Origin of the sequence: Rhodococcus shunpengi (genome assembly GCF_048381395.1) — a bacterium.
Lineage (GTDB): Bacteria > Actinomycetota > Actinomycetes > Mycobacteriales > Mycobacteriaceae > Rhodococcus.
On record NZ_JBLWIU010000012.1, the window covers coordinates 417,468 to 430,051 of the forward strand.

Below are 12,584 nucleotides of genomic sequence, written 5' to 3' on the forward strand. Positions count from 1 at the left end.
GCACAACCCGAGTTGTGGAGGGTCATCCCGATCCCTAACGTCGGGCGCACGACTCCACACACAGGATGTCGGTAGGGGCGAGTAGAACCGGACACGAAACCCCGGGTACCGACACCGGGAGTGCGTGCAGGTATCCGCCGGAGCACAGCGCGCCGGACGGGGACATGTGGAGGAAGGCAGGCACTGCAGTGGCCGTCGTTGACGATCGTGGAAATCCCGAATATTCGGGACCTCCCGAGGAACCGAGTGGAGACTTCGGTCGACAGCCCCCTCAGGATCTCGTAGCCGAGCAGTCCGTGCTCGGCGGCATGCTGCTGAGCAAGGACGCCATCGCCGACGTCCTCGAAGTGCTGAGGCCCGGCGACTTCTACCGCCCGGCCCACCAGGCCGTGTACGACGCGATCCTCGATCTCTACAGCCGCGGCGAACCCGCCGACCCGGTCACCGTGTCGGCCGAACTCGACCGGCGCGGCGAACTCAAGCGTCTCGGCGGAGCCGCCTACCTCGTCACGCTCACCCAGACCGTCCCCACCGCGGCCAACGCCGGCTACTACGCCGAGATCGTCGCCGAGAAGGCCGTCCTGCGCCGTCTCGTCGAGGCGGGCACCCGCATCGTCCAGTACGGCTACGCCGGCGCCGACGGCCAGGACGTCGCCGAGATCGTCGACCGCGCGCAGGCCGAGGTCTTCGAGGTCGCCGAACGACGCACCACCGAAGACTTCGTGCCGCTCGAAGAGCTCCTGCAGCCCACGATGGACGAGATCGACTCCATCGCCAGCCGCGGCGGTATCTCCCTCGGCGTGCCCACCGGCTTCGCCGAACTCGACGAGCTCACCAACGGGCTGCACGCCGGCCAGATGATCATCGTCGCCGCGCGTCCCGGTGTGGGTAAGGCGCTCGCCCTCGACACTCCCCTGCCCACGCCCACCGGCTGGACCACGATGGGCGAGGTCGGTGTGGGCGACGAACTCCTCGGTGCCGACGGCCGTCCCACCCGCGTCCTCGCCGCCACCGAGGTCATGCACGGCCGTCCGTGCTTCGACGTCGTGTTCTCCGACGGCACCGTGATCGTCGCCGACGAGCAGCACCAGTGGCGCACCGGCGACGGCGCGATCCGCACCACGGGCGAACTCGCCGCCTCCGCCGACGCCGGGCACACCGTCGCGAACACCGAGGCACTGTCGTTCCCGGCAGCCGAGCTGCCCGTCTCCCCCTTCACGCTCGGTGCGTGGCTGGGCGGACCGTCGTCCGATCCCGAACTGCACATGCGTATCGACGGCGAAGGTGGTTTCACGAGCGCCCTCGTCGCGCTCGGCGCACACATCCCCGCCGAGTACCAGCGGGCATCCGAACCGCAGCGTCGCGAACTCCTCGCGGGCCTGCTCGACGCCGGTGGAGAGATCGACGACGACGGCACCATCCGGTTCGTCGGCTCGTCCGAGCGTCTGGCGCAGGGCGTCGCCGAACTCCTGTCGGGCCTCGGTTACGCACCGGTGCTCGACGGCACCGAGATCTCCTTCGCCACCGACGACGATGTCTTCGTCCTGCCCAGTAAGGCCGTGCGGCACAAGGAATGCCGTGCCGCAGCGTCGCGGGAGCGCCGTATCGTCGCCGTCCGCCCGGTTCCCTCGGTCCCGGTGCGGTGCGTCGAGGTCGACGGCGACCACATGTACCTCGCGGGTCGCGCGATGGTGCCCACGCACAACTCCACGCTGAGCATGGACTTCATGCGGTCGTGCTCCATCAAGCACGGCATGGCCTCGGTCATCTTCTCGCTCGAGATGGGCAAGACCGAGATCGTCATGCGTCTGCTGTCCGCGGAGGCGAAGATCAAGCTCGGCGACATGCGATCCGGACGCATGACCGACGACGACTGGACGCGTCTCGCCCGTCGCATGAGTGAGATCAGCGAGGCGCCGTTGTTCATCGACGACTCGCCGAACCTCACGATGATGGAGATCCGTGCAAAAGCGCGGCGGCTCAAGCAGAAGCACGACATCCGTCTCATCGTCATCGACTACCTGCAGCTCATGTCGTCCGGCAAGAAGGTCGAGTCGCGTCAGCAGGAGGTCTCTGAATTCTCGCGTAGCCTCAAGCTTCTCGCGAAGGAACTCGAGGTTCCGGTCGTCGCGGTGTGTCAGCTCAACCGTGGTCCCGAGCAGCGCACCGACAAGCGGCCGCAGGTCTCCGACCTCCGTGAGTCGGGCTGCCTGCCGGCGTCCACGCGCATCATGCGCGCCGACACCGGTGCCGAGGTCACGCTCGGCGAGCTGCTCGAGTCGGGCGAACAGCCCCTCGTGTGGTCGCTCGACGAACGCATGCGGATGGTCGTCCGGCCGATGGTGAAGGTCTTCCCCAGCGGCCGTAAGGAAGTCTTCCGGTTGGAGCTGGCCTCGGGGCGTCGTGTCGAAGCCACCGCGAACCATCCCTTCCTCACCATCGACGGCTGGATGCCGTTGGGCGAGTTGGTCGCCGGTGAGCGTGTCGCAGTGCCGCGTGCGGTGCCCGCACCCCTGGACGTGATACCCGCATCCGACGACGAGGTGGCCGCTCTCGCGGACACTGCCGTGGCCGGCCGGCTGATCCCCACCCGCGCGTTCTCGCTCCCCAAGGAACAGGTCGCCGAACTCGTCTGCCACATCTGGGAAGACAGCGGTGAGGTCGCATGGGACGCAGGCGCTGCCCGCGCCGTCGTCCGCTACCGGTCGGCGGATCGTCGTCTCGCCGACGACCTCGCGCGCCTGCTCCTGCGCATCGGCGTGTTCGCGCGGATCACCGATGCCGGCGAGGGCTGGGACCTCACGGTCACCGGAGCGGAGAACCAGGCGGTCTTCCTCCACGACGTGGGCAAGCACGGAACCGCGGCGCAGTGGGTCCTGGCGCAACTGGGACCGAAGCTCGTCAAGCACAGCCCCGACACCGTCACCCCCGAGATCGAAGCCGAGCTCGGCGAACTTCTCGCCGTCGAACAACTCGCCCCGATCGGGCCGGTCGCGTCCGCCATCCCGCGGACCACCGAGGGTGCACGCTCGCGGCTCGCCCGGGTTGCCGATGTCCTCGACACGGCCGACATCGACATGGTCGCCACCAACAACGTGTTCTGGGACGAGATCGTCTCCGTCACGAGTCTCGGCGAGCAGGACGTCTACGACGGAACAGTGCCCGGCACACACAATTTCGTCGCCGACGGCATCGCGGTGCACAACAGCCTCGAGCAGGACGCCGACATGGTCATCCTGCTGCACCGCCCCGACGCGTTCGAGCGCGACGACCCGCGTGGTGGCGAGGCCGACCTCATCGTCGGCAAGCACCGTAACGGCCCGACCGCGACCATCACCGTTGCGCACCAGCTGCACCTGTCGCGGTTCGTGGACATGGCGCGAGGCTGATACGAGTTGTCGCCCCGCCCGGCGGCCGGGGCGACAGATCGTGTCCCGAGGACGTGAACCTTCGGCGAAAGACGTTCAGCAGCAGGTAGGTGCGGCTCCTGTCGTCGAAGGCTGGTTCTGGCGCTCGTCTGCCGTGTTCGCGGTGCAGCACGCCACGTCGTCGGTCTCTCGCGGGCCGTCGAGATGCTGCGGGCTCGACCCGAAGGTCTCCGAATCGGCCAGGACGGTGTACACCTCCCACTTCTCCCCTGCCGGACCCGTCACCCACGCCTTGTCCTGCGTGGCGTAGCAACAGGTCGTGCCCATCTCCTCGTCGGCGAACAGACCCGCTTCGGTCAATCGGGCGATCTCGGTGTGCACCTTCTCGGACGAGTCGACCTCGACCCCGAGATGGTTGATCGTGCCGCCCTTGCCCGGGTTCTCGAACAGCACCAGCTTCAACGGTGGATCGGCGATCGCGAAGTTGGCGTAGCCCGGTTCGAGCTTGGCCGGTTCGGTACCGAACAGTGTCGAGTAGAAGGCGACCGCTTCGGGCAGGTCGTCGACGTTGAGAGCGAACTGGATGCGTGACATGACTTCCTCCACCTGTGTGACATATATCGAATTACCGCTCACAGGATGCTCCTGTATTTCGACATATGTCAAGAAGGTGGTTAGGCTCGAATCATGCCGAAAGCTCTACCCGTGATCGATGTCCGCGCCCCGATCTGCTGTGCGCCGGTATCGGCTGCGCCGATGAGTGACGATGCCGCCCTCGAAGTCGCGTTGAGGTTGAAGGCCCTGGCCGACCCGGTGCGCATCAAGCTCATGTCGATCCTGCTCACTGCAGACGAAGGTGCGGTGTGCACATGTGATCTTGCAGCCGGTGTCGATCTCGCGGAATCCACGGTGAGCCATCACCTCGGACAACTGCGCAAGGCGGGCATGGTCGAATCCGAGCGGCGCGGGATGAACGTCTATCACCGTGCCCGCTCCGAGTCCCTCGAGGCGCTCAGGGTCGTCCTGGATCCGAACTGCTGCCGCTGACGGTCGCAGACATATCCTCGAGGTGGAGAAACGGCGAGGAAGGTAGTGATGACGTTCATCAAGATGTGCGGGCTGCAGGACGAGGCGACGGTCGATCTCGCCGTCGAACTGGGCGTCGACGCGGTCGGTTTCGTCCTTGCCGAGAGTCCTCGTCGCATCTCCCCCGACCGGGCCGCGACGCTCCGCCCCCGCGTGCCGGCGGAAACACTCGCCGTCGGCGTCTACGTGAAGATGCCCCTCGACGAGATCATCGCGACGGCGCGGGCCGCGAATCTCGATCACGTCCAGGTGCACGACCTTCGGTCGGCCGACGACGTGCGCGTGCTGCACGACGCTGGATTCACGGTGATCCGTGCCGTCAACACCGGAGGAGCCGAGGCGCTGTCGGAGGACTACGGGGCCGACCTGCTGCTCGTCGACGGTGCCGTCGCCGGTGCCGGGAAGACGTGGGACTGGCAGGACCGCAGTGCCCTGCCGTCCGGTCGGTGGGTCCTCGCGGGCGGGCTGAACCCCGACAATGTCGAGAGGGCGCTTGCCGCGTCCGGGGCGTGGGGTGTCGACGTCTCCAGCGGCATCGAGGCCGAACGCGGCGTCAAGGATCCCGGTCTCATGCGGGCGTTCGCGCAGGCGGTCCGGAGAAGCGCCCCGGAGTGACCCGTCCGGGGATCCGGCGGCGTCAGTGCGCGGCGTCGGCCTTCTTCCGCCGCGGAATCAGGTGCATGATCAGCACGACGATCGCGCCCACGATCAGGCCCACCAGAGCGGATGCCACGGTCCCCGCGGTCCACGACAGCACGCCGCCGAATCCGCCGTGTACGAGCTCGCCGAACCAGTGCTCGAGATCGTGGAGGCGATCGGCAGGCCAATGGAATCCGGCCTCGCCGACGTTGACGAGCAGGATGTGCCCACCGACCCACAGCATGGCGGCGATCCCGACCACGGTGAGAACGGTCATCAGCTTCGGCATCGCCGTCACGAGACCGCGACCGACGCGCTGAGCGAAGGTCGATTTCCGTTTCGCGAGCGCCAGGCCGACATCGTCCATCTTCACGATCAGGGCGACCACGCCGTACACCAGGACGGTGATGAGGACGGCGACGACGAGGAGGACGAGCAGTCGGGTCAGGAAGGGTTCGTCCTCGACCGTGGCCAGCGAGATCACCATGATCTCGGCCGACAGGATCAGGTCGGTGCGGATCGCGCCGCCGATCATGGCCTTCTCGAACTCGGGGCCCTTCTCCGCCGCGGTGGCCTCTTCTTCGTGGTGGCCGCCGGTGAGCGCTTCGTAGACCTTCTCGGCACCTTCGTAGCAGAGGAACAGACCACCGGCGATGAGCAGATACGGCAGGGCCTGCGGGAGGAACTGACTCAGGATCATCGCGACCGGCAGGATGATCAGGAGCTTGTTGCGGATCGACCCGATCGCGATCTTGCGGATGATCGGCAGTTCGCGATCGGGGGTGAACCCGTGCACGTAGCGAGGGGTGACGGCCGTGTCGTCGACGACCACGCCCGCTGCCTTGACGCTCGCCCTGCCGGCTGCGGCGCCGATGTCGTCTATGGATGCCGCGGCTGCCTTCGCAAGTACCGCGACGTCGTCCAGAAGGGCGACGAGACCACCAGCCACGGGAACCTCCCACAGTTCGGCTGCACCGAGCCGATCGACCGACACGCGATTACGAGTCGTCTCAGAACGCTACCGGACCTGCGATGACGTGCAACGCGGTGTCCGGAGCATGTCGGGGACGACTTCGTCCACACCGGGCGCCCTACGCGGACGCCCGGCGTGACAGATCTGTGGGTACCCGATGGATGCGGTTGCCGAACTCGATCATGCCGGCGACGTCAGTTCGGCGATCAGCGCCTCGACCTTCGTCCGTATCTCGTCACGGATCGGACGCACGGCGTCGATTCCTCGTCCGGCCGGGTCGTCGAGCACCCAGTCCCGGTAGGACGTACCGGGGAACACCGGGCAGGTGTCGCCGCAGCCCATCGTGATCACGACGTCGGAGGCCTGCACGGCGTCGGCGGTGAGGATCTTCGGGTTCTCGCCGGAGATGTCGATGCCGACCTCGGCCATCGCTGCGACCGCAGCAGGGTTCACCTCGGGGGCGGGTGCGGACCCGGCGGAACGGACTGTGATGCGGTCCCCCGCGAGATGACTCAGGAACCCGGCGGCCATCTGGGACCGACCGGCATTGTGCACGCACACGAACAACACCGACGGGACCGTGGTCACGACGCACCTCCGGCGCGTGCGGCGAAACGTGTACGCAGAGCCAGAGCCACGTACACGAGTGCGACGAGGACGGGCACTTCGATGAGTGGTCCGACGACTCCAGCCAGGGCCTGCCCGGACGCGACGCCGAACGTGCCGATCGCGACGGCGATGGCGAGTTCGAAATTGTTGCCCGCGGCGGTGAAGGCGAGGGTGGTGGTGCGTTCGTAGCCGAGTCCTACTGCAGCGCCGAACAGATACCCGCTCCCCCACATGATCGCGAAGTACGCCAGCAGGGGCAGCGCGATGCGTACGACGTCGAGTGGTCGCGAGGTGATCTGTTCGCCTTGCAGCGCGAACAGGATCACGATGGTGAACAGCAGTCCGTACAGCGCCCACGGTCCGATGCGCGGCAGGAAGGTCTGCTCGTACCAGCTGCGGCCCTTGGCCTTCTCGCCGAATCGACGAGTGAGGAAACCGGCGACGAGCGGGATTCCGAGGAAGATCAGCACGGATTTCGCGATTTCCCACGGGGAGACGTCGAGACCGGTCTGCTCGAGGCCGAGCCATCCGGGCAGCACCGACAGGTAGAACCAGCCGAGAGCGGCGAACATGATCACCTGGAAGACCGAGTTGATCGCGACCAGCACGGCTGCGGCTTCCCGGTCGCCGCACGCCAGGTCGTTCCAGATGATAACCATCGCGATGCAGCGCGCGAGGCCGACGATGATCAGACCGGTGCGGTATTCGGGCAGATCCGGCAACATCAGCCACGCGAGCGCGAACATCAGTGCGGGACCGACGATCCAGTTGAGGATCAGCGACGAGATCAACAGGGTGCGGTCGCCGGTGACCGTGTCGAGACGGTCGTAGCGCACCTTCGCCAGCACGGGGTACATCATGATCAGCAGACCGAGGGCGATCGGCAGCGAGATTCCGTCGATCTCGATGAAACTCAGGGCTTCCCCGAGTCCGGGAATCATGCGGCCGAGCAGCAGGCCCACGACGATGGCGGTGCCGATCCACACGGGAAGGAAGCGGTCGAGTGTCGACATCCTGCCCATCACGGGAGTGTCCACCGCGGTGCGCTCACTCATGCGGGTACCTCGGTCGACTCGATCCCGAGCACCTCGGAGAGTTGCCGTAATGCAGCCGGAACCACCCAGTAGTACACCCACGTTCCGCGACGCTCGCACTCGAGCAGGCCTGCCTCGCGCAGAACTCTGAGGTGGTGCGAGATCGTCGGTTGGGACAGATCGAACGATCCCGAGATGTCGCACACGCACGCCTCACCGCCGGCATGGCTCGCGACGAGCGACAGCAACCGCAGACGCACCGGATCGCCGAGGGCTTTGAACATCCGGGCGAGGTCGACGGCGCGATCGCCCGTCAGGGGTTGGCGCACGAGCGGAGAGCAGCAGGCGTCGTCGCCCGCGAGATCTTGATTCGACACACGTCTATATTGACAGATGTCGAATCTACGGACGGATCCGGATGGTGAAGCTGCCCGGATCGGACACGGAACAATGGCGACATGGCCAACTCGCCGTCCGGTGACTCGATGCTCGACCGCGTCGTCCGCATCCTCGAGTCGTTCGACGACACTCAACCCCGCCTGACGGTCGGGAGTCTCGCCCGCAGGTCCGGTATCCCGCAGGCCACGACCTATCGGCTCGTCGGCGAGCTGGTGCAACACGGTCTGCTCACCCGGGACGACGACGGCCGGGTACGGCTCGGTCTGCGCCTGTGGGAACTCGTCGCGCGCAGTGCACCCGCGCGGGATCTGCGGGAGGCGGCACTGCCCTTCCTGCAGGACGTGCAGTCGGTGGTGCACCAGCACACCCAGCTCGCGGTCCTGCAGGACGACGAGGTCCTCGTCCTCGAGCGGCTGTCGGCGTCCGATTCGGTGGTCAACCAGGCCTCGGTCGCGCGTCGGCTCCCCGTCCACGACACGTCGCTGGGCATGTCGATGCTCGCGTTCTCACCTGCGGAGGTGCAGGAAACCTATCGGCGACGACATCCCGAGGTGGAGAAGCGGTTCGCTGCGACGACGAGGGATTTCCGTCGCGCGCTCGCGGAGGTCCGCCGACGGGGTTATGCGCGCTTCGACGGTGTGCTCGACGAGGGCACCACGGGCATCGCGGTGCCCGTCCTCGCACGGTCGGGTCATGCCATGGCGGCGCTCGGCGTGGTGGTGCCCACCGGTGCGTCCCGGCAGCAGGCCGTCGTGCCCGTCCTCATGGCCGCTGCCCGCGGAATCGCGCGCGGAGTCGGCGAGCGTCCCCCGGACTGACCCGATCGTTTTCTCATTGAACGAGAAGTTGGCGTGTGCGGTGGGTGAGGCGCACGACACTCGACGGGACGCGAATCGGATACGCGCAGCGAAGGACGAACACATGAACGCAACCCGTACGGTCGTCAGCACCGAGGTCGGCATCGTCGGCGGCGGCCCGGCAGGTCTCATGCTCTCCCACCTCCTCGCGAAGGCGGGGATCGACAATATCGTCGTCGAGAAGCGTGATCACGAGACCATCCGGACCACCCACCGTGCGGGCATCCTCGAGCACGGCTCGGTGTCGCTGCTCACCGAGAGCGGAGTCGACACCCGTGTCCTGAACGAAGGGCACCGCCACGACGGCATCGATCTGCGCTTCGGAGGCGAGAGCCACCGCATCGATTTCCGGGACCTCGTGGGTGAGTCGGTGTGGTTGTATCCGCAGAACGAGGTTTTCGTCGACCTGGCCGCCTCGCGCGAACGCGACGGTGGCGATGTGCGCTACAGCGTTTGCGACACAGAGGTTCTCGACATCACCACCGACACACCCAAGATCCGGTTCACCGAATCCGACGGCACGCCGGTCGAGATCCGGTGCCGATTCCTCGTCGGAGCCGACGGATCACAGAGCATCTGCCGCAAGGCGATTCCGGGGGACGTCCGTACCGATCACTTCATCGAGTACCCCTTCGCATGGTTCGGGATCCTCACCGAGGCTCCGCCGAGTGCGCCAGAGTTGATCTATGCGCGTTCGGATCACGGATTCGCCCTCATCAGCCAGCGCAACGAGTCGGTGCAGCGGATGTACTTCCAGTGCGATCCGTCCGAGGACGCGTCGGCGTGGAGCGAGGACCGGATCTGGGACGAACTGCAGCGGCGTGTCGACGGCCCCGACGGTTTCGAACTGAAGCGCGGCCGGATCTTCGAGCAGATGGTCCTGCCCTTCCGTTCGTACGTGTGCGAACCGATGCGGCACGGAAACCTCTTCCTGGCAGGCGATGCCGGCCACACCGTTCCGCCGACCGGTGCCAAGGGACTCAACCTCGCCCTGGCCGACGTCCGGGTGCTCTTCCGCGCGCTCGACTCGTTCTTCTCCACCGGCTCGTCCGACCTGCTCGACGCCTACAGCGACACGGCGCTGCAGCGCGTGTGGAAGGCGCAGAACTTCTCGTACTGGATGACCTCGATGCTCCACACCCGTGAGGACGCAACGTCGTTCGAGAACAAGCGGGCGCTGGGTGAACTCGCCGGGGTCGTCGGTTCCCGGTACGGGCAGCAGTATCTCGCGGAGGCGTACACGGGCTGGCCCGACCGCTGATCGTCAGGGCGTGCGGGCCAGGAGTTCGTCGAGCCGATCGAGAACCCGCCTGTTGAGGAGGGTGCGGTTGCCCATCTCGCAATGCCCACCCGCACCCTCGGCGTCGGTGAACGGGATGAGAGTCACCGTGTCGCCGAGCCGATCTCCGAATGTTCCCGCACCGCGTGCGAGGGCATCGCTCTCGGCCGCCGTCACCACGACCGGGCACGAGATGCGTTCCCCGACCTCGTCGAGCGTGTACTCGTTCAGTGCCGCGAACAGTTCCCGGATGTCCGAGACTCCGTTGACCCAGAATCCGCGCGAGACGAGTTTCCAGCGCAGCGACGGATCCGCCTGCACCGCAGCCATGATCGCGTCGGCGTCCTGCGTGTGCATCGAGAGAGGATCGTCCAGGACCTCGGGGGACAGGCCGAATGCTGCCCCGAGGGCCCGGGTGCCGGCCGCGACGCTCCACTGACCGGGATCGGCGACCACCGCTGCCAGGCGATGCTCACCGGACGCTGCGCGCGGCGCGAGATACCCCCCGAGACTCCATCCGCTCAGGACGATGCGTTCGGGGTCCACGATGGGGGAGGCCGTCGCATGATCGATCACCGCGCGCACGACCACTTCCCAGTCCGGGCGCATCGGCATGTTCTGCTTGTAGAGCATCTCGCCCTGACCCGGTCCGTCGAACAGGAGACAGTGGTAGCCGCGTCGCAGTGCCGCCACCGCCGACGCGAAGAACATGTCGGTGATCGTGGCGTCGTATCCGTTGGTGAAGACGATGAGCGGCCGCACGTTGCTCTCGTGACCGGGTGCGGGGATCAGGTAGCCCGGCAACGTGGTGTCCTCGAACGGAATCCTGGCGGCCTTCACGGGTGTGTCCCCGATCGCCAGCCCGGCATCGAATGCTGCGACCTGCTTGTCGAAGGCAGCGATCAGACGCGGGTCGACCGGGGATCCGTACAGCGGGTGATAGGCGGTCGCGTAGTAGGCGCTCGCCCGCAGGAACAACTCGCGAGCCGAGTCGTCGTGCCCGGCGGCCGCACAGGTCTCCGCTTCGGCGACGAGACGATCCCCGGCCTCGACCCATGCCCCGTAGAAGTCCGCATCGTCACCGTCCCCCACCTGCCGGGCCACTGCGGCGATCTCACCGAAGTCGGCACCACCGTAGGGGATGTAGGCCAATGGCCAGGTTCCGAACTCGTCGTGCAGATGATCGTGGAAGAGCAGACCCATGCCGGTGCTCCTTCGAGCCGAGGTTCGCGAATCGGGGTTCTCCCTGCACGGTGACGGCACGACGACGTCACCGCTACCGGAATCAGCGGATTTCACCCTCGATCTCGTCGAACAGGAGCTTCCGCTTCGCTCTCCTACACGGCTACGAGCCCGTCCGGTGCCTTCTTCGCCAGGCGTCCGGCGAGGGCCGCGCACACCAGGAGCTGCATCTGGTGGAACAGCATGAGCGGCAGCACGATCAGGCCGATGGGCTGGCCGGGGAAGAGCACGATCGCCATGGGAAGGCCGGTGGCCAGGGACTTCGTGGAGCCGCAGAAGAGGATCGCGACACGGTCCTGGTATTCGAAACCGAGTCCGCGCGACGAGTACCAGGTGAGTGCGAGCACGATCGCGAGCAGCACCGCGCACACACCGACGAGGGCGAGCAGGCGACCGACCGACATCATCGACCAGATGCCCTCGTTCATGCCGCGGCTGAACGCCACGTACACGACCAGCATGATCGATCCGCGGTCGACGAGCTTGAGCGGCTTGCCGTGGGCCTTCACCCAGCCACCGATCCAGCGCCGCAGGAGCTGACCTACGACGAACGGCACGAGCAACATCAGCACGATGTCGAGCACGGCCGACCCGCTGAAGGTGACGCCCTGGGTGGACATCGTCAGCGCGACCAGCAGCGGCGTCGCGAAGATTCCGATGAGACTCGAGGCGCTGGCCGAGACGATCGAACCGGGGATGTTGCCGCGCGCCACCGAGACGAGCGCGATGGCGGACTGCACCGTGGACGGCAGCAGGCACAGGTACAGGACGCCGAGATAGAGCGGGTCGCTCAGGATCGACGGCACGAGCACCTTCGCGGCCAGGCCGAGCAGCGGGAAGACGACGAAGGTCGTGGCGAGGATCGTCAGGTGCAGACGCCAGTGCTTGAGACCCTCGATGGCCTCCTGCGTGGACAGGCGCGCGCCGTACAGGAAGAACAGCAACCCGATGGCGATCTTGGCGGCCCAGTTCACGCCGTCGAGTACGACCCCGTCGGCGGGCAGCAGAGCAGCGACGGCGACGGTGGCGAGGATGGCGAGCAGGAACGGGTCGAGTCGTCCGAGCACGGGGATCTTGGAGAGCACGAATCGACGGTAC

At 66.8% G+C, this 12,584-nt stretch carries 12 protein-coding genes; 5 read left to right on the forward strand and 7 right to left on the reverse strand.

Annotation, left to right across the window (positions count from 1 at the left end):
• Positions 1-164 precede the first annotated feature (164 nt).
• A complete protein-coding gene (gene dnaB, locus ACNJ7K_RS07180) occupies positions 165-3,389 on the forward strand; it encodes a replicative DNA helicase (RefSeq protein ID WP_487041416.1) in 3,225 nt (1,074 codons plus the stop codon).
• Positions 3,390-3,464: 75 nt separating this feature from the next.
• Here the strand turns inward: dnaB and ACNJ7K_RS07185 are convergent, their stop codons facing one another.
• Entirely contained in the window at positions 3,465-3,962 is a 498-nt protein-coding gene (locus ACNJ7K_RS07185; protein ID WP_159417165.1) for an ArsI/CadI family heavy metal resistance metalloenzyme, read from the reverse strand.
• A gap of 93 nt (positions 3,963-4,055) precedes the next feature.
• Here ACNJ7K_RS07185 and ACNJ7K_RS07190 point away from each other — a divergent pair, with 93 nt between their 5' ends.
• Both ACNJ7K_RS07190 and ACNJ7K_RS07195 read left to right on the forward strand, forming a co-directional pair.
• On the forward strand, positions 4,056-4,415 hold the full coding sequence (locus ACNJ7K_RS07190) for an Rv2640c family ArsR-like transcriptional regulator (protein WP_120280873.1): 360 nt from the start codon (positions 4,056-4,058) through the stop codon (positions 4,413-4,415).
• 48 nt (positions 4,416-4,463) lie between these two features.
• Positions 4,464-5,069, forward strand: a complete 606-nt coding sequence (locus ACNJ7K_RS07195) for a phosphoribosylanthranilate isomerase (protein WP_120280872.1) — start codon at positions 4,464-4,466, stop codon at positions 5,067-5,069.
• Positions 5,070-5,091: 22 nt separating this feature from the next.
• Here ACNJ7K_RS07195 and ACNJ7K_RS07200 read toward each other — a convergent pair whose 3' ends face one another.
• The 4 genes from ACNJ7K_RS07200 to ACNJ7K_RS07215 form a co-directional block, all read right to left on the reverse strand.
• Entirely contained in the window at positions 5,092-6,042 is a 951-nt protein-coding gene (locus ACNJ7K_RS07200; RefSeq protein ID WP_183070775.1) for a DUF808 domain-containing protein, read from the reverse strand.
• Between the two features lie 204 nt (positions 6,043-6,246).
• A complete protein-coding gene (locus ACNJ7K_RS07205) occupies positions 6,247-6,654 on the reverse strand; it encodes an arsenate reductase ArsC (protein WP_120280870.1) in 408 nt (135 codons plus the stop codon).
• On the reverse strand, positions 6,651-7,730 hold the full coding sequence (arsB, locus tag ACNJ7K_RS07210) for an ACR3 family arsenite efflux transporter (RefSeq protein WP_159417168.1): 1,080 nt from the start codon (positions 7,728-7,730) through the stop codon (positions 6,651-6,653). Before arsB ends, ACNJ7K_RS07205 begins: the two co-directional genes overlap by 4 nt.
• Positions 7,727-8,086, reverse strand: a complete 360-nt coding sequence (locus ACNJ7K_RS07215) for an ArsR/SmtB family transcription factor (protein WP_159417169.1) — start codon at positions 8,084-8,086, stop codon at positions 7,727-7,729. The genes arsB and ACNJ7K_RS07215 overlap by 4 nt, the downstream gene beginning before the upstream one ends.
• An 81-nt stretch (positions 8,087-8,167) precedes the next feature.
• Here ACNJ7K_RS07215 and ACNJ7K_RS07220 point away from each other — a divergent pair, with 81 nt between their 5' ends.
• Both ACNJ7K_RS07220 and ACNJ7K_RS07225 read left to right on the forward strand, forming a co-directional pair.
• Positions 8,168-8,926, forward strand: coding sequence for an IclR family transcriptional regulator (locus tag ACNJ7K_RS07220; RefSeq protein WP_159417170.1), 759 nt, complete (start codon positions 8,168-8,170; stop codon positions 8,924-8,926).
• Between the two features lie 103 nt (positions 8,927-9,029).
• Positions 9,030-10,226 (forward strand): 4-hydroxybenzoate 3-monooxygenase, encoded by a 1,197-nt coding sequence (locus ACNJ7K_RS07225; protein ID WP_160877141.1) that lies wholly within the window; start codon positions 9,030-9,032, stop codon positions 10,224-10,226.
• 3 nt (positions 10,227-10,229) lie between these two features.
• Here the strand turns inward: ACNJ7K_RS07225 and ACNJ7K_RS07230 are convergent, their stop codons facing one another.
• Both ACNJ7K_RS07230 and ACNJ7K_RS07235 read right to left on the reverse strand, forming a co-directional pair.
• The gene (locus ACNJ7K_RS07230) at positions 10,230-11,447 is read right to left on the reverse strand and encodes an alpha/beta hydrolase (RefSeq protein WP_159417171.1); all 1,218 of its coding nucleotides are present in this window, start codon (positions 11,445-11,447) and stop codon (positions 10,230-10,232) included.
• 134 nt (positions 11,448-11,581) lie between these two features.
• Positions 11,582-12,571, reverse strand: a complete 990-nt coding sequence (locus tag ACNJ7K_RS07235; protein ID WP_159417172.1) for a bile acid:sodium symporter family protein — start codon at positions 12,569-12,571, stop codon at positions 11,582-11,584.
• Positions 12,572-12,584: the final 13 nt, after the last annotated feature.